Source organism: Bradyrhizobium jicamae, assembly GCF_018130695.1.
GTDB lineage: Bacteria > Pseudomonadota > Alphaproteobacteria > Rhizobiales > Xanthobacteraceae > Bradyrhizobium > Bradyrhizobium jicamae_B.
This window is the reverse complement of sequence record NZ_JAFCJX010000001.1, coordinates 198,347-215,259: the sequence shown is the minus strand read 5'-3', so window position 1 is coordinate 215,259 and position 16,913 is coordinate 198,347. Positions and strand designations below refer to the sequence as shown.

The 16,913-nt window shown below is 61.7% G+C and carries 13 protein-coding genes; 8 read left to right on the top strand and 5 right to left on the bottom strand.

Annotation, left to right across the window (positions count from 1 at the left end; genetic code table 11):
- Positions 1–10 precede the first annotated feature (10 nt).
- Positions 11–565: a dTDP-4-dehydrorhamnose 3,5-epimerase gene (gene rfbC / locus JQ604_RS00920; protein WP_212352096.1), complete on the top strand. Its 555-nt coding sequence runs from the start codon at positions 11–13 to the stop codon at positions 563–565.
- Positions 565–1,464 (top strand): dTDP-4-dehydrorhamnose reductase, encoded by a 900-nt coding sequence (gene rfbD / locus JQ604_RS00915; RefSeq protein WP_212352094.1) that lies wholly within the window; start codon positions 565–567, stop codon positions 1,462–1,464. The genes rfbC and rfbD overlap by 1 nt, the downstream gene beginning before the upstream one ends.
- Before the next feature lie 27 nt (positions 1,465–1,491).
- Here the strand turns inward: rfbD and JQ604_RS41970 are convergent, their stop codons facing one another.
- On the bottom strand, positions 1,492–2,490 hold the full coding sequence (locus tag JQ604_RS41970) for a helix-turn-helix domain-containing protein (protein WP_212352092.1): 999 nt from the start codon (positions 2,488–2,490) through the stop codon (positions 1,492–1,494).
- A 146-nt stretch (positions 2,491–2,636) separates the two neighbouring features.
- On the opposite strand from JQ604_RS41970, the gene JQ604_RS00905 reads away from it, so the two are divergent.
- Positions 2,637–3,617: a Hint domain-containing protein gene (locus JQ604_RS00905; RefSeq protein ID WP_212352090.1), complete on the top strand. Its 981-nt coding sequence runs from the start codon at positions 2,637–2,639 to the stop codon at positions 3,615–3,617.
- A 669-nt stretch (positions 3,618–4,286) separates the two neighbouring features.
- On the opposite strand, the gene JQ604_RS00900 is transcribed toward JQ604_RS00905, so the two are convergent.
- From JQ604_RS00900 to JQ604_RS00890, 3 genes are all read right to left on the bottom strand, one after another.
- Positions 4,287–6,650, bottom strand: a complete 2,364-nt coding sequence (locus tag JQ604_RS00900; RefSeq protein ID WP_212352088.1) for a glycosyltransferase family 2 protein — start codon at positions 6,648–6,650, stop codon at positions 4,287–4,289.
- Positions 6,647–9,079 (bottom strand): glycosyltransferase family 2 protein, encoded by a 2,433-nt coding sequence (locus tag JQ604_RS00895; protein WP_212352085.1) that lies wholly within the window; start codon positions 9,077–9,079, stop codon positions 6,647–6,649. The genes JQ604_RS00900 and JQ604_RS00895 overlap by 4 nt, the downstream gene beginning before the upstream one ends.
- Positions 9,080–9,305: 226 nt before the next feature.
- Entirely contained in the window at positions 9,306–10,259 is a 954-nt protein-coding gene (locus JQ604_RS00890) for a hypothetical protein (RefSeq protein WP_212352083.1), read from the bottom strand.
- Between the two features lie 219 nt (positions 10,260–10,478).
- On the opposite strand from JQ604_RS00890, the gene JQ604_RS00885 reads away from it, so the two are divergent.
- From JQ604_RS00885 to JQ604_RS00875, 3 genes are all read left to right on the top strand, one after another.
- Positions 10,479–11,870: a glycosyltransferase family 4 protein gene (locus JQ604_RS00885; RefSeq protein WP_212352081.1), complete on the top strand. Its 1,392-nt coding sequence runs from the start codon at positions 10,479–10,481 to the stop codon at positions 11,868–11,870.
- Positions 11,871–12,290: 420 nt separating this feature from the next.
- Positions 12,291–13,043 carry a metallophosphoesterase family protein gene (locus JQ604_RS00880; protein ID WP_212352079.1) on the top strand — a complete coding sequence of 251 codons (753 nt, stop codon included), beginning with the start codon at positions 12,291–12,293 and terminating at the stop codon, positions 13,041–13,043.
- A gap of 2 nt (positions 13,044–13,045) precedes the next feature.
- Complete coding sequence (locus tag JQ604_RS00875; RefSeq protein ID WP_212352077.1) at positions 13,046–13,741, top strand: hypothetical protein; 696 nt, start codon at positions 13,046–13,048, stop codon at positions 13,739–13,741.
- 108 nt (positions 13,742–13,849) lie between these two features.
- Here the strand turns inward: JQ604_RS00875 and JQ604_RS00870 are convergent, their stop codons facing one another.
- The gene (locus tag JQ604_RS00870) at positions 13,850–14,053 is read right to left on the bottom strand and encodes a hypothetical protein (protein ID WP_212352075.1); all 204 of its coding nucleotides are present in this window, start codon (positions 14,051–14,053) and stop codon (positions 13,850–13,852) included.
- A gap of 371 nt (positions 14,054–14,424) precedes the next feature.
- Between JQ604_RS00870 and JQ604_RS00865 the strand changes: the two genes are divergently transcribed.
- The gene (locus tag JQ604_RS00865; RefSeq protein ID WP_249157896.1) at positions 14,425–15,603 is read left to right on the top strand and encodes a hypothetical protein; all 1,179 of its coding nucleotides are present in this window, start codon (positions 14,425–14,427) and stop codon (positions 15,601–15,603) included.
- A gap of 296 nt (positions 15,604–15,899) precedes the next feature.
- Positions 15,900–16,802: a Hint domain-containing protein gene (locus JQ604_RS00860; RefSeq protein WP_212352074.1), complete on the top strand. Its 903-nt coding sequence runs from the start codon at positions 15,900–15,902 to the stop codon at positions 16,800–16,802.
- The last annotated feature ends 111 nt before the right edge of the window (positions 16,803–16,913 follow it).

The following is a 16,913-nucleotide window of genomic DNA, read 5'->3' as shown; positions in this document are numbered from 1 at the left end:
GCATCGTCAAATGAACGTCATCAAGACCGAGCTTCCTGAAGTCCTCATCATCGAACCGAAAATGTTCGGTGACCAGCGTGGTTTCTTCCTCGAAACCTACCAGTTCCCCCGCTACGCCGAGCACGGCATCGCGCGTCCCTTCGTGCAGGATAACATGTCCCGCTCGAGTTTTGGCGTGCTGCGGGGCCTGCATCTGCAAAATCCGGTCACACAGGGCAAACTCGTCACCGCATTGCGGGGACGTGTGCTCGATGTTGCGGTCGATGTCCGCGTCGGCAGCCCGAATTTCGGCAAGCATGTCGCGGTCGAGCTGACCGAGGAGAACCGCCGGCAGCTGTGGGTGCCGCGCGGCTTCGCCCACGGCTTCGTGGTGCTCTCGGAGAGCGCCGACTTCTTCTACAAATGCGATGATTTCTACAGCCCTAAGGACGAACTCTCGATCCGCTGGGACGATCCCGCGATCGGGATCAAGTGGGGTGTCGACAAGCCGCAATTGTCCGCCAAGGATGCGGACGCGCCACTCCTGGCTGACGCCAAGAACCTTCCGATCTATGGGCAAATCTGATGCGGATATTGTTGACGGGAACCGACGGGCAGGTTGGCGGCGCGCTCCGGCCGTTGTTGGCGGGCCACGGCACGATCATCGCGCCGTCAGTCGCTGAATTCGATCTTTCCAAGCCCGACGCGCTCGCCGGCCGGCTCGATGACTTCAAGCCGGATCTCATCATCAACCCGGCCGCCTACACCGCCGTCGACCGCGCCGAGGACGAGCGTGAGCTCGCCTTTCTCATCAATGCCAAGGCGCCGGAGGCCATCGCGCAATGGGCCGCCAGCCGCCGCGTGCCGCTGGTCCATTTCTCGACCGATTACGTTTTCAACGGCTCGGGCGACAAGCCCTGGCGCGAGGACAGTCCGACAGGGCCGCTCTCGGTCTATGGTGCGAGCAAGCTTGCCGGAGATGTCGCGATTGCGGCAGCGAAAGGGCCACATCTCATTGCGCGCACGTCATGGGTCTACGCCGCCACGGGCGCCAACTTCCTGCGCACCATCGCGCGTCTGGCCGGTGAGCGCAAAGAGCTGCGCATCGTTGCCGACCAGATCGGCGCCCCGACGACGGCGCGAGCAATCGCGGCCGCGATCACCGGCATCGTCGTGCCGAACCTCGCGAACCTGAACGATCTCTTTGCGCGCAAGGGCGGGGTGGTCAATCTGGTCTGCGCCGGTGAGACGAGCTGGCACGGCTTTGCCAGTGCGATCGTCGACGGGTTGAGATCACGCGGTCTTGCGTTGGCCGTCGAAACGGTCGTTCCGATCGCGACGGCCGATTTTCCGACCAAGGCGGTTCGTCCAGGCAATTCGCGACTCGACCTTTCGCGCTTGAAGGCAGACTTTGGCATCGCGACACCCGCCTGGCAGGACGCGCTGGCCCGCGAGCTTGATGCGGTCAAGCCGCTGCTGGCCTGATTTGTTGTCAGGCGCGTCTTGACGCGACTACTCAAGCGCCAGCAGCCACTCGGTGAGAGGCCCGAGCTTGTGCTCAGGACTGGTTGCATATTTCGGGATGCCGGGAGCGGGGGCGCGGGATTCGCGCGGGGTCTCCCGATAGGTTTGAGCGTAGGCCCGATTGAACGTCGAGATGCTGCCGAAGCCCACACCGTAAGCGACGGGGGCGATCCGGTGATTCCGGACACTGGGATCCTTGATCTCTCTGCGGGCGACTTCCAGCCGCCGCGCCCGGATGTAGGCGGCAACACCTCCCAAGGGAGCAAACAGCCTGTAGAGAGAGCTTCGCGATAGACCGAAGACGCTCGCCAATTTGGCCGCCGTCAGGTCGTTCGTACGTAGATTCGTGTCGATGTAGGAGCGAATTGTCTCCAGCGACTGAAGCCCTCCGTCGGTTTCGGAACCTGCGAACCATTCTGCGCTGACGATCATGTCGCCGACCAGTTGCGCAAGTCCGTTGGCGACGGCGTCAAGAGCGGCTGCGCCATTTCGCTGCACTTCCTGGATGAGTGTTTGAAGTGCCCCAGCCACGATATTGGCTGCCGGCGTTCCGGCGAAACTACGCCCATGCACGGCAGGCCCCGAGCTCAAAACACGCGCCAGCTTCGAGCGCGGCAACCACAACGTGATTTCGGATATGCCCGGAGTTCCGTAGATGAGCTGTGCAACCTTATCGAGTTCGATGATGGATATGGTTCTAGCGGCAATCACATTGTTCAAGTTTTGATTTTCGATTTTGGTTGTTCCGGCGAGCATCAAACGAACGGCAATGCCGTCAATGACGCGGCCATCTATGAGCTGCGGCTCAACTGCAAGATGTGTCGCGCCATGATGCGCCAAGCTCAGCGCAGCGTGCTGCCCCAGCCAAAAATGAACCTCATCGTTGCCTCGTAGCCTTGCAGGCCCGACAAAACGAAAAATGGGAGCCAGCATCCACTGCCAAGCAGCAGGATCCGAGCCAGAGTTGATGTGGTGGTATTTTAACACCGAAAATGATGCCAGATTTATTCAAATTGTTTCAAATATATCGCAAATTGTCCCAATGGCAATTGACAGGATTGCTGTGGTTCCGTGAAAGAAGCTATGGAACTAAACATTGATAACACTTTGTTAACATATTGTGTGAGGGGTTCATGGCCAACACAACTGAAACGTTCAATTACGCCTACTCGCTCAGCCTCGATACCAATGGGAACTACACTCTGGTCGACGCGAACCCGGCTTCGTCGGGCGTCAATCCCGTTGCGAACGGAGTGGAGCTTAAGGATTCCGACGGAGGCACGCTCAGTTCCGGTGACAAGCTCAAGGTCTCTAGCATCGATTCGGGAAATCTGGGAAGCACTGGCAAGTACGAGTTTGTCGGCACTGCTGACGTCGGTAGTGGCCAAAACAAAATCAGCGGCCTCATTATTGAGGACAAGAATGGAAACTATTTTTTCCTGACTGATAAGTCCTACGGCGGGAACACCAATGGTACCAACGGCCAGTTGAATCACGTCGACACGACCAGCACCACCTCGCTTTGCTTCCTGCCGGGAACGATGATCCGGACTCCGGACGGCGAGGTCGCCGTCCAGACGCTGAAGCCCGGTCATCAGGTCTTGACTCACGACGGACGCGTCGCTGTCGTCGACTGGCTGGGTATCCAGACGATCTCGCTCGTGTTTGCGGACAAGCTGCGGGTGTTGCCCATCTGCGTCAAGGCGGGCGCGATTGCTGAAAACGTCCCGTCACGAGATCTCTTCGTCTCGCCGGATCACGCCCTTCTCGTCGGCGGCGTGCTGATCCAGGCCGGCGCGCTCGTCAACGGCACCTCCATCGTCCGTCACACCGATATGCCTTCCACCTTCACTTACTATCACGTCGAAGTGGAAGATCATTCGCTGGTGCTGGCTGACAACATGCCGGCGGAGACGTTCGTCGACAACGTCGATCGTCTGCACTTCGACAATTGGGCCGAGCATCAGGCGCTCTATCCCGAAGGAAAGAACGTTTCCGAGCTGCCTTATCCGCGGGCAAAATCCCATCGGCAGGTGCCGGTGAGCATCAGGGTCATGCTCGCTGAGCGCGCGCATGCGATTGGAGCTGCCGTGGCGTCCGCCTCGGTTGCTTGATCGCTACCTCGTTGAAGAATTAAGCGGCGCCCACCAAATGGGCGCCGCTTTTTTTGGGGTGCTTTGCTGCTGATTTTTATCGATGAGGTGAGCTAGGTCGCGCTGAGTGGAGGCAGGCCGCGGGTCACCAGGTATAGACCGTCCAACGATGGCGTCGATGAAGCCAATAGCTGTGAGGCCGATCCGGGAGCGGCCCATGATATCCAGCGTACAATCCGGGGCAGCCGTAGTAGGCATAATAAGGATCAGGCCCGGGACAAGAAATCCCGTTGATACGGTAGGGCGTGCCGTGGCTGGGCGAAGCGGCGAACAGCAGAAGTCCCAGCGTCGTCCAAATTGCCGACAGCTTCAACATAGCTCGAACCTCCATTGTGGCCTCGCCGGTATTCTGAAGCATTCAATTATCGCGATCAACAAATAGGTAGAAGCGGTCGGTGACTTCTGCGTGCCTATCGGGTCGCGACCGCTGATTTTCCGACCACGGCGGGATCTGCCCGGGCAACTTGCGTCTAGACTGTCGCGTTTTAGAACTGACTTCGGCATCACGACTCCCGCCTGGCGAGATGTTGCTCGTCCATGAACTCGACGAGTTCGTCGCAAGTCTCCCAGTCGCGGCAGGCCGCTGAGCCTCTGCCACCAGAAGAAGCGCGGCCGAGGAAGGTCGCCCCTTCAGAAGCCCGGCGGCAAGTGCCTCGCCCGCGGGCGTTGATTGAATCTGGCGGAGCGGTCTCCGGGCGGCCACGCCAGTGCGCCATACGGCAAGCCGTCGCGCGACAATTGCGGATTGTAGCTGGGGTCGTTGACCAGAGCGTCTCTCCAGCGCGCACGGAAGCGGTCGAGCTCTCGCTCGAAATTGCCTCTTCGGTCAGCACGGGCATCGTCTCCGCGGCTCACCCTCTCTCCATGGATGAGCCGCGCGTGCGGCGTAAACACGATGCGTTTGCCGGCTTCGCGCAACTTCAGGCAATAATCAACGTCATTGAACGCGACCGCGAAGCTCGTTTCGTCCATCCCGCCCACGCTCAGATAGTCCGCTCGTCGCGTCAAAAGGCACGCGGCCGTCACAGCGTTACATTCGTGAGCGACATGAAGCAGATCGAGATAACCGGAATCTTCGGCCAATCGATCCCTGAAAGCGTGCATTGCCATGAAATTCATGCCCAACACCACGCCACCATGCTGCACCACGCCGCTCGGCCAGGTCAGGAGTGCGCCGACTGCGCCGACGTCGGGCTCGGCCAGCCTGGTCAGCATCTCCTCGAGCCAGCGATCATCCGTCGCTTCGATGTCGTTGTTCAGAAGGCAAAGGATATCCGTCTCCAGCATTGCCGCGGCGCGATTGTTGAGCCGCGCAAAGTTGAAGGGGCCTTCGACCCGCAGCGTCGCGATGCCTTGCTCGGCAATGTCGGAGAGATAGCTCAGCGTGTCGGGATCAGAGCTGTCGTTATCGACGACGAGGATCTGCGCGTCGCTGCGCTCGACGGCAGGCGCGATGCTATCGAGGCAGGTCCGCAGCAAGGGCAGGCGATCGCGGGTCGGAATGACGATGGTGATCTGCGCGCGACGCGGTATTCGTTGAACATGAACCGCCGGAAACATGTCGCCGGCTCCCGGCACGACGTCGGATGCGACATACCGCGCATGAAGGTGCGACCGCGTGGCGGCGGCGAGCTCGGTCGTGGCAACCTCCAGGTCAAGTCCATGCAGCGTCGCGAGAGCCCCGGGGAGGTGAAGCACATTCGCGCCGTGGGGGCCAGTCTCGTCGAAAACGGCGTTGAAGAGACGGTAGAGATTCTCCGGACGTCTTCTCAGTGCAGCCTCTGCCGTGCGCCGGCGCAGGGCGAACAGGTGCGCGCAATAGCCTTGCTCGAGCATTCGTTCATAGTCGAACGCGGGGAATGCCAGCGGCCAAAGCTCACCGTCGGCTGTCAGGAGATCGAGATCGCCATAAAGCGCAATTGCGTCCGAATGCTCCTCGAACGCTGCACCGATCCGCGCCAGCGCGTCGGGTGACAGCGCGGTGCCGGCCATCGCAACCAGGACGCTGTCGGCGTCAGTCGCCTCCCTCAGGAATTCCTCGACCGCATCCCCATCGATCGTAAACGGATCGCATTCAATGACGGCGGCCGACCACTCTTGATGGCTCTGCGCTTCAAGCGATGCCAGGGTACGGCCGGCGCCTTCGTGGCCAATCACGATGACGGCCAACCGATGTTGACCCGGCGGTACCTCGGGCAACGGAAAACGCTCTCGCCAGGCTGCATAGTCGGCGAACGGAAGCGACGATGGGATGAGCCGATCATAGAGCTCACCGCGCAATCGTTCAGACTCAGCCTCGCCGAAGCTCGCGATCGTCGCTGCCAGTCCGTCAGGGAAGGCAACGAAGTCCGTGGCAGCCGGGAGAGATTCACCGGTATCCCGGCGTAGCGTCACGCGATGGGGGCGGCCGTCCGCAAAGCGCTCAGGGAGGTGGAAGTCGAACGCACGAACGCTGCGTTCAGCTTGCTCGCCATCGGCCTCGATCCGGGTCCAGACGCCCGCACGAAACTGGATGACGGTATCTCCATCGACGGAGGCTTCGAGGCCGACCTCGGCCGTCGTGTCGAGCCAGCCACTGAAGCGAAGGCCGCCAAGCCAGCGCAGATGCGCGGTCGGGCGATTGTCGGCGAGCAGTCTGTCTGTCGCCGACAGATCGATTGGACGGCCGACCGGCGTCCCCAAATTGGCGAGGCGAGCTTCTAACAGATGCGCAGCTGACAGCGCCGCCGCAGGGAGATCGAGGACAAAGCCATAACAACCGTCACCTCGGCCATCCTCTGCAAGCCTGGGCACGAACGCGTCCGCGTGGCGAGTTGCGACGACCAGCCCGTCCAGCAATATCTCCACCGTGAAACGCCGTTCAGGCTCCGCAGGATCGCGTGCGAAGCCGGTAATCGTGCCGTCGGCCGCGAGAGCAAGATCGCTACTGGCGGGGGCATCGTCGGCTTGTGAACGTGGCTTGAATCTGAGCCGTTTATTGCGCGCCACGGTCATGCCCCGATCCATTGTGCAATAGCGGCAGAGAATGCGTCAGCGTCCGCTTCGCTCGCTATGGCGAGGTCGCCGTCGCGCGGTGGGACGAGCCCGTTGGTCCAGTCGCGATAGGCAACCGGTCGCGCCATCTGTCGCACCGACTCCACGACCGGGTGGCCAAACAGCGGCTTTTCAAAATCCGTAACGATCCAGCCTGGATTGTGAAGCGTCAACGCCTCGATCGTCTCGTCGGTCGTCACGGCTCCTGTCACAAATACACCAGGAAACGACATCAGCTTGCCATCGTCCACAGTCTCGCCAGCCACCACGATGGGGACTTCAAGACCGGCATTGTTGAACTTGAGAGCAAGCGCGCGAATGGCTTGCCAGCTCGCCACGGAGGCCGCAGCCGGTACGATGGCCAACGACCGAGGTGCGTCGGCAGCGGGAGGTGGCAGATCGATCGGGGCGATCGTCCAGGGGCGAAGTTCGATCTGCAGCTCCGGCCTTCGAGCCAGCGCAAAGCTGCGGGCGGCTTCGCTCGGCGCGAGCAGGCGGTCCACGATATCCGCGTGCTCCAGGGAGCTTTCGGTGGAGATCCAGCAGTCGACCTTGATGTCCAGATTCCGGGCAAGGTCGATCAGGGTCGGCGACAGCTCGACATCGATCTGCTCCAGATGGGTGATGTTCAGCCGGGCGAGCTCAAGCGCGGCCTTGATGTTACTCTCCGCCGTATCAAAGCTCAGCAGGATCGACTGCGGCGCTTCACCATCGGCGGCGACGAGCCGAAGATGGTTACCTTCCGGCAGCAGAAATATGGCACGCCGTCCGACTTGCTCGAGCTGGGCAGCTCGCGCCTTTGCCAAGGCGAGCGAAACTCCACGGCCAGCCGTAATCAAGACCTGCGGTTTCTCGGCGCGCGGCAACGCTTGCTCGATTGCCGCGCGCGCCGGACGCAGCGGATCGCGCGCCTCAAAGGCGCGGCACTCGTTCCGATAGGCTGGAAAGCGATGTTCGAGCACACCGAGATTGCGGAGCACAAGCGACCGCTTCTCCGTCCGGAACGAGCGCGAGCCATGGTGGCCGACATAGACCGAGGAAGCGCAGACATTGCGGAAGCCATGTGCGCGCGCGCGCAGACACAGATCCACGTCCTCGAGATAGCCGCGCGCGAAGCTTTCCGAGAGGCCGCCGAGACGGTCGAGACATTCGCGCTTGATGAAGAGGCAGAAGCCAATTCCGCTCGGCATCTCGATGATCACGCCGTCGTTGGTTCGGGCCGCCGCGCGGTCGAGGGCGATGATCTCGTCGTAGGCCGGAAGCGGATTGACGCTGTTCGGCGACGGGAAGGAGAAGAACTCGCCATTGTTCGACAACGGGGTCACGGTCCCGATGTCGGGGGCGGAATGCGCAATAGCGGCGAGGCGCTCAACGAAGCCGGGAGGCACCACCGTATCCGCATTGAGCAGGACAACATCGCCTTCGTCGACATGTTCGAGCGCCCGGTTGACGGCGCCCACGAAGCCCAGATTGACGGGATTGACCAGAAGTTCGATCTGTCCGTCCAAGGCGAGCTCGCGGACGTAATGCCGCAACTCCGGCTCCGGGCTCGCGTCGTCAATGACCAGGACGTTGAAGGGCTGCGACTGAACCCCGCCTGGCATGGTTGAGGCCGATGCCTTGATGAGGCTTTCGAGGCACGCGCGGGTCGCATCATGGTCGCCGTAAACGGGTACAATCACCGTCGGCAGCTGCGCCGCGACCGAAGACTCTGACGACCGCGGTCTTCGGTCCAGGGGCGAGATCGTGTTCGGCTTCATTCGAACTGCGAGGACGGTCTCGCCGTCGCGCTCCAGCGTCAATTGTTGTGGGGCGGAGGACAGGGGGCGGCGGATGCGAAAGGTGGTAGCCTGAACGTCGTCACCCGCCAAAGGATGAAGGGCGTTCGGCCCCAGGAAGCTGGTCAGGGTGCCGTCATCGCTCGCGAGACGCGCCTCGATGCGCGCACCTCCGGCCCACGCCACCCAACCGCTGACATATCCGTCGAACACCGCGAAGGCCGCCCAGGCTTGCTCTCCCGTCTCCCGAAGGGCGGCAATGGCCGTTCGCAATGTGGCCGGATGACGATCGTGGGCAAGCAACGCTTTGGCTGCAGCGCGCCGATCGTCGGGCTCGCCCCAGGCCACTATTCGTCGCAACGCACCGATATCGTGTGGGGCAATGCCGATCGCCCGGGTGAGATCCGCCAGGGCGGCGTCCCGACGGCCAAGGCGCCACGCCGCTTCGGCCCGCAGCACGAAACAGTGAGCTTGCGCCGGCGGTTCGATGCGGCAGCGGCGATCGGCATAGGCGTGCGCAGCGACAAAATCGTCCGCCACAAGAGACCTTGCAGCGAGACGCTCCAGTGCCAGATGATGCGGCTGCCTGACCAGCATCGCCGTGTCGAACATGCGAACCCCAATTCCTGACGCGTCGCACGATCAGGCTAGAGCATGATCCGGAAAAGTGTGAAGCGGCTTTCCCTCGCGACAAACGCCGAAGGCGTTTGCGCGGAGATCATGCTCAAACAAAGAGCTAAAGCGCAATGATGATTCAACCCAATCTCATCGCGGTTGAGGTGACGCCGGACACTGAGCCGATTTTTTAGCTGCTGGCAACGCCCATTGGCGTCGCCTGTCAGGTGGCGTCCTGCCGCGCGCGGCTGCGGAAAACCCTGACCCGGCCCGACGTCGCCGGCTGTTTGACCGCCTTGACCGGCTCCAGCGTGCGGGCCGGTTCCTCGATCGTTTTGCTCTCGGTATCGATGCGCAGCCCGACAAGCGGCTCGCGCCCGCTCGGACCGGACAGCACGACACGGCGACCGACCGCCCGCAGCGTCGGGGCATTCAGGAAAACAGCTTCGGCAACGAACTCGAGGTCGTCACGTCCGGTCATTTCCAGGACCACGTTGGTAATTGGCAGCGCCCGACCGCGCGTACCTGCGAACGTCCCCAAGGGGACCATCTTCCCGCTGCCAGCCTGGGCGTTGGCGAACTGGACGCCATAGCGAATATCGAGACCGGCCGGCCGATCCGGCCATTCCAGGGCGATGCCTTCGATCCGCGAAGGGGTCGCTGGCCCGGCGATCCAGTCGTTGGGGCCGACAAACACGTCGCCGATCCCCGCGACATGGCCCAGGACCCTGAACCCGAAGCTGGATGCGGAAGCAGCCTGGCCCTGGGGCGACGAAGCAAATTGCGGCGACGAAGCAAACTGGGGCGACGAAGAAAATTGCGGCGATGGGGCATAGGCCGCCGCGGATCTTCCGAGCGACGGAGGGGTGCCGTGCTGGATCGGCTCGATCCGAACGTTAGCTGCCCGGGATCCGCCCGGGCGCATCGGGAGCACCTGCACCTGAAGCGTCGCCGGGGCCTCCACACGAACCACCAGGCGGGAATTCGGCTGCCAAAGCACCGCCTCGTCGGCATCCGGATGCAGCACCAGCTCGATCCGCCGCTCATCGCCGGGTTCCGGGTTGACGACGACCCGCGGCGGCGCGGAGATGTCCTCGGCGCTGACGTAATTGACAAAAAACAGGCCTCGGTCCAGTTGCACTGTCTTCTGCTGGTCCGGTCCCGTACGGCTATTCATCCGTGTCCCCAACGATCGATTGGCTCCCAGCCGGTGGCTGGGTCTGGTCGCAAAATGTTAATCGGCTTTACCATCAACCGACTTAGCACAGGCTGTAACTTTTGCCGTGAGAAATGTTTGTTATAGTGAAGGTCGGGCAGAGAAAAAATCCGGAAGAGGCGATTTGAGCACAGGTGCGGAACAGCGACGAACTGCACCATCTCACGATATGATTGCGCAATGAAACTGTTGTTTGTTCATAATAATTTTCCGGCCCAATACCGCAATCTGGCGAGCGCACTGGCCCGCGAGCCCGGTGTCGAGATGGTTGCGATCGGCGCCGGCTCGGCCCAGCCGATGCCGTCGGTCAGACTGCTGAAATATGCGCTTGCGAATGCCGATGTTTCGGGCACCCATCCGTTCGCACGACGCTTCGATCTGGAATGCCGGCGGGCAGAGCAGGTGCTCTACAGCCTCTCCAGCCTGGCCGCATCCGGCTTCAAGCCGGACGTCATTCTCGCCCATCCCGGTTGGGGCGAGACGCTGCCGCTGCGCATGATGTTTCCGCGTGCCAAGCTGATCGTCTATTGCGAGTTCTTTTACGGCGCGGAGGGGCGCGATCTCGGCTTCGATCCCGAGTTCCCGGAGCCTGGTCTCGATGGCCACATCGGTCTTCAGCTCAAGAACGCGACGACGCTGCTGGCGCTGGCCGATTGCGATCTCGGCATTTCGCCGACCCGCTGGCAGCACTCGACCTTTCCGACGCATTATCAGAGCAAGATCGAAATCGTCCATGAGGGCGTCGACACCGATCTGGTGCGGCCCGATCCGCAGGCGCGTCTGCAATTGCCCAATGGCCGTCTGCTCACCCGTGCCGATGAAGTCATCACCTTCGTCGCGCGCAATCTGGAGCCGTTGCGCGGCTACCACGTCTTCATGCGGGCGCTTCCGGAAATCCTGGCCCGGAGGCCGAACGCGCAGGTCGTCATCATCGGCAATGACGGGCTGTCGTACGGTCTTGCGCCGCCGCCGAACACCAGCTGGAAGTCGGTTTTCCTCAAGGAAGTCGCGAGCCGGCTTGATCTGAGGCGCGTCCACTTTCTGGGCCGGGTGCCGCATCGAACATTCCTGGATGCTCTCCAGGTCTCGTCCGCACATGTCTACCTGACCTATCCGTTCGTGCTGTCGTGGTCGATGCTGGAGGCCATGAGCGCCGGTTGTCTGGTGATCGGCTCCGAAACGACGCCGGTCCAGGAAGTGATCCGCCCCGACCACAACGGGCTCCTCGTACCGTTCTTCGCGATCGATGAACTGGTGGAACGGGTCGTCGAGGTGCTGCAAGGCCCCGCCAGATTCCAGGGCATACGGGAGGCCGCGCGCCAGCACGTGGTCGAGCATTACGACGCAGCGCGGGTCTGTGTGCCGCGCATGCGCAGCCTGCTGGGAGACGAACCCCCCGACCCATCGCCGGCGCGGGGATACTGGCCGGGGTTTTCGCCACCGGTCTCCAACGAACGTCGCAGTCCATCGGCCCCGAGGAAGGCGAATACGCAAGCCGCCGCGCGCAAGGCGCCAAAGGCCAAGAGCATAAAGGCCGAGAGCAAACGCGTCGCCGCGCGCGCTGGAAAATAGCCTTCCCGCAACGGTGTGGCCCTTTGACAATAGATTTGGGCCATTGGGCGTGTTAATAACGTGAATTGTCTGGTTTGCCGCCTGTGGCGAGGGGATTTATGCCTGTTTCAAGCCCGCGATTGATTGCGCTGCTCCTGCTTGGCAGCGTCTTTGCCATCCCCGGATACGCTCGCGCGGCTGATGCCTCGTTGCCTCGTCGGGAAGCCCGAGTCGCGGAGACGGTCGAGGCGGTCGCGCCTCGCTACACCCCGCGCCGGCACTGGGGATGCTCCGACAAATACTCTTGCGCTCCCCTGTACGGCGCCTACGGGCCTTACGGCGGCGTCGGCTATTGGGGCGCGTATACGGGATGGTATCGCTGACGCGATACGCACGCCGCGCGTGGATTGACGGCTTGCTCGCTTGACGAGGACAGCGTCCATGCTGAAGGCGTTGCTGTCCCGCCTGGATCGGCGGGCACGCTTACCCAAGGGTGTCAGGCTGTACGCCGTCGGCGACATCCACGGATGCTCCGATCTGCTGACCACCGCGTTTGGATTGATCGACGAGGATCTGGCGCGGACGAAGCCTGGGCGCGTTATCCAGGTGTTCCTGGGGGACTATGTCGACCGTGGTCCGAATACGCGGCGAACGCTGGATCTGCTGATCGGCCGGGGACAGGTTCATGAAACCGTCTTCATCAAGGGCAATCACGAGGCGCTGCTGATGGATCTTCTGGCGGACCCGTCGCGGTTGCCGGAGTGGCTGCAGCTTGGTGGTGCGGCGACCCTGATGTCCTACGGCGTTGAAACTTCTCCTCACCAGGCCGCGACCGATCCGGTCTCGGTCAGGCAGGCCTTTCTTGCCGCCTTGCCGCAGTCGCACATCGCGTTTCTGCGGGCACTCGTTCCGTCCTACAGCTGCGGCGATTTTTTCTTCGCGCATGCCGGCGCCAAGCCCGGCATCCCGCTGGATCAGCAAAGTGAAGAAGACCTGATGTGGATCCGGGAGCCGTTTCTCAGCAGCGACGAGGATTTTGGCAAAGTCGTCGTCCATGGCCACACACCGGTGCGAGAGCCGGAAATCAGGAACCATCGTGTGAACATCGATACCGGCGCCTATGCGACGGGGTGCCTCACGGTTCTGGCAATCGAGGATTATCGTCTCGACTTCCATTTCACGGGAGTGAGATAGCGTTGCCGAATGTCGCCGGAAGATCGGCCAATGTTGTCGTGCGCGACCTGCGCATGATCATGCTGCGCGCGGTGTCCTGCATCGCCCTGGTCGTGCTGTCGGTGGCTGCGATCATCCATATTTGGCTGGCTCTCGCCGCACAGTCTGTTTTGCCGTTGCCCAGCTATGGATCCGCGCTGTTTGCCATGTCAGCTGTGCTTGATCCCTCAATCGAGGTTGATCGCACCGTCTCGGCCGCGTCCGCGGCTCTGGCCGCGACCGATCGGACGTCCGCGCCGCCCGGCGCCGAGAATGCACAAAACCTTCTGCGCATCGCGTACGCCCAGCGGTTGATTGCCCGCTCGCTCGAACGGCGTCCGCTGCAACCCCGACTGTGGCTGAGCCGTGCCTCGCTGCTTGGTCGCGCCGATCCCGACGACCCCAAGCAAGCCGACAACCTCAAGATGGTCTACTACACATCGCCGGCCGCCAGTGATCTGACGATCGAGCGGCTGCGTGCAGGATTAAATCTTCGCAGCGTCTCCGATCCTGAACTAAATCAGCTGTTGAAGACGGATGTCGCAGCGCAATTGTTGCAACATTCCCAAAATCGTGCCGTGCTCGTCGATCTCTACCGCGCGGCTTCACCGAATGGACAGGCTTTCCTCGCCCGCGCGGTCGCCGAGCTGGATCCGGCCTTCGCGTCTCAGTTGAGATGATGAACTCACCCGAGCCGCATCTGCGGCATGATCCGGAAAAGTGTGAAGCGGTTTTCCGAGAAAGATCAAATCAAGCGCGATGACGATTTAATCCAATCTCATCGCGCTTCAGTGCGCCTCGCGGGACTTCAGTTGCGGCATCGACCGCTGCAAGGCCTCATTCTGGGACGCGAGGAGGACTGCCATCCGGCGCAGCTTGTCGTTCTCGTCGATCAGCAAGGCGATCGATTTGGCGATTCTTTCGTTGGCCTGTCGCACGTGATCTTCACGCCGAGCGGACAGATCGACCGGGAAAGAGCTCTTGCTTTTCATGACCTGCTCCGCAGCAACAACTTTCACAATCTAGGCCGATTCCGCAAAGTTGGTTGCCCAACTCAAGATCATCACTTGCACAAATTCGCGATAGATCGATGAATTTTGATGCATCTATCCGAAGCGGATTAGCGTAGCAATACTGCGGAAGCGCCGGAAGATTAACATTTGTGAACTGTGGCCGTTCGGTCCGAAGTTGCCGGCTTTTCCGTGCGATCCGGTTCTCAACGAGCGCACGCGCTGGGCCGCCACACTCACCATGCAAATCGGTTTGGTTGCCGATTCCGTCATTCCCCGACATCTGAAACGGGGAGATCACCGATTATCGCATGCGGTTTGTCTCACATTGCGATTGTGCGTAGAATGAGAGGATGGGGGAACGCATTGAAAGGGTGGAAGGCGGGCAACTTCAAAAATCCGTCAAGGAGATCGCCGAGGCGCACCCGGAGGTCGAATTTGCGCTGGTCCTGGCGCGGACGATCGACTCGATAACCTCGGATCCGGAGCAGCTTCGCGGCGCCGTCTACGAACTGGCCCGCCAGAAGCTGGCGCAGCTCGCGCATGAAGACCCGGTCGAGAAGGCGCGCCTGATGAAGGCGCTCGAAGTCGCGATCGCAGGCGTCGAATCCCATTCGAAGAGCGAGATCGTCCACAGGTTTTCAGTGCCTTCGACCTCAGGCTTGCTGTCGCCGCCACCACAGCACGACACGCAGGCGTCCTCCCGGATCGCATACCAGCCGCCCGGCGACCTGTTCGATCCGCCGGCGGCAGGGCGCAATATTGACTTGCCCCTGTTGCGGTGGACTCGGCCAAGTTGGTTCTCGACCGGGCTGCGCTATTGCGCGGTGCTGGTGTTCTTTGCGGTGATCATCGGCATCATCGTCGTGCAGCGGCATGGCATCGCGCTCTCGACCATGCGCGCCACATTTTCCCATCTGTTCTCGTCACCAGCATCTCAGGCACCGAAGCCGGTGGCCGTCGCTCAACCCATACCGCCGCCGCCCACGATCGCTGTCCAGCCGAAGAGAGCATTGCCGACGGCTTACGGCGTCTATGCCGAGAGCGGAGGCAAATTGCAGGAGCTCGACGCGCTGCAGGGACGCGCGCCAGATCCGCGCGTTGCGATTTCGGCCGCGATCACCAAGCCAAGCCAAACGGTGCTGTCCGACGGCCATCCGAAGTTTATCGTGTTTCGGAGAGAAACCGGAGGCGCTGCCGACACGGCCGAGGTGCGTGTCATCGCACGCGTGAAGCAGGCAACGACGTTCGATCCAAGCGGCAAGCCGGTTACGGCGCCGAGCGAGGATGTGTGGGTGATCCGCAATATCTCGATTCCCTATCGGACCGCTCCGCTCAAGGAGGATCCTCAGATGTATGAAATCGAGGCGCGCGATCCGGACCAGGCCTTGCCCGCTGGACGGTACGCCCTGGTGCTGAAGGGGCTGGCCTATGATTTCGCGATCGATGGCCCGGTTACCGACAAGCGGCATTGCCTGGAGCGGCTGACGGCCGCGAACGGCGTGTTCTACTCCGAGTGCCAGGGACGTTAGGAACGGAAAGCGCGGAGCCGATCGCGAGCGTCTGGTTCGATGTCCGGTGCATATCCGTTCGGGATCCAAGACACGCGTTGCCGATCCGGTTGCGGTCGTGAAGGGGGCGGCAAACGACCAGAGCGCTTCAGCGGCTTGATATCCGTATAATTACGGTGCGACGAATTGCGGATCAATTTCGCCGTACCCCGGTAACAATAACGCCCAATTCACGCCGCGCCGCATTGCCCGTTCATCCCGATCGCGCTATGTGAAATCATTCTGATTTTAACAAAGTCTTTAACATTGGGGGTTTCATGCCAGTTACAGACGCCAAATTGACGGCCATCTCCCCGGACACGGGAACGGCCGGTGATTTCGAAACCAGTGCGAACGCGCTGACCTTCTCCGGCACCTACACGGCGACCGGAAACGGCAACCAGCACATCTACGTCTACATCAACGGCAGCAACGTCGGCGAAGCGGTCCTCGACAACGCGCACAAGACCTGGACATTCGACTATAGCGGCACTTCGTTGCCGGCCGGCGCCTACACGATCACGCTCGCCAGCAGCCCAAACAATGCGAACACGGTCTATTCCCACGGTACCCAGGGCATCGAAATCGATGCGGTCTGCTTCATGGCCGGGACGATGATCCGCACGCCCGATGGCGAGCGGCTCGTCGAGGATCTCAAGCGAGGCGATCTGGTTGTGACGGTCGATGGTTCGCACCGGCCGATTTCATGGGTCGGAAAGCAAACCGTTGCCATGCGTTTCGCCGACAAGCAGCGCGTCGGACCGATCCGCATCCTCGCCGGCGCGCTCGGCGACAACGTGCCGAGCCGGGATTTGGTGGTCTCGCCGTGCCATGCCCTGTATGTCGACGGGATCCTGATCCAGGCCGGCGCCCTGGTGAACGGCACATCGATCGTTCGCGAGTCCGGCGTCCCCGACGTTTTCACCTACTACCACGTCGAGCTCGAGAGCCACGATCTGATTCTCTCGGAAAACACGCCGAGCGAAACCTTCGTCGACAACATCGATCGGATGGCGTTCGACAACTGGGCGGAGCATGAGATGCTCTATCCCGATGGTCAGCAGATCGTCGAGCTCGCGTATCCGCGCGCGAAATCGCTTCGCCAGGTCCCTCGCCGGATTCGCGCGCTGCTCGAAGCCAGAGCTGCGCAGATCATCCAGCCGGCGAGTCAGGTCGCATAGCTCATTGCCAGCTTCACTCGTCTAAGGCCCCGGCGAGCTCGCCGGGGCTTTTTGTTTGGGCCGAACCTCGGCCTCGCAAGACCGCGGTTGCGCGAACGGTGTGTTCTACTC

Excerpts from the sequence above, each read along its gene's own strand:
- rfbC (WP_212352096.1), top strand. The coding sequence starts at position 11 with ATGAACGTCATCAAGACCGAGCTTCCTGAAGTCCTCATCATCGAACCG.
- rfbD (WP_212352094.1), top strand. The coding sequence starts at position 565 with ATGCGGATATTGTTGACGGGAACCGACGGGCAGGTTGGCGGCGCGCTC.
- JQ604_RS00905 (WP_212352090.1), top strand. The coding sequence starts at position 2,637 with ATGGCCAACACAACTGAAACGTTCAATTACGCCTACTCGCTCAGCCTC.
- JQ604_RS00900 (WP_212352088.1), bottom strand. The coding sequence starts at position 6,650 with ATGACCGTGGCGCGCAATAAACGGCTCAGATTCAAGCCACGTTCACAA.
- JQ604_RS00895 (WP_212352085.1), bottom strand. The coding sequence starts at position 9,079 with ATGTTCGACACGGCGATGCTGGTCAGGCAGCCGCATCATCTGGCACTG.
- JQ604_RS00890 (WP_212352083.1), bottom strand. The coding sequence starts at position 10,259 with ATGAATAGCCGTACGGGACCGGACCAGCAGAAGACAGTGCAACTGGAC.
- JQ604_RS00885 (WP_212352081.1), top strand. The coding sequence starts at position 10,479 with ATGAAACTGTTGTTTGTTCATAATAATTTTCCGGCCCAATACCGCAAT.
- JQ604_RS00880 (WP_212352079.1), top strand. The coding sequence starts at position 12,291 with ATGCTGAAGGCGTTGCTGTCCCGCCTGGATCGGCGGGCACGCTTACCC.
- JQ604_RS00870 (WP_212352075.1), bottom strand. The coding sequence starts at position 14,053 with ATGAAAAGCAAGAGCTCTTTCCCGGTCGATCTGTCCGCTCGGCGTGAA.
- JQ604_RS00865 (WP_249157896.1), top strand. The coding sequence starts at position 14,425 with ATGGGGGAACGCATTGAAAGGGTGGAAGGCGGGCAACTTCAAAAATCC.
- JQ604_RS00860 (WP_212352074.1), top strand. The coding sequence starts at position 15,900 with ATGCCAGTTACAGACGCCAAATTGACGGCCATCTCCCCGGACACGGGA.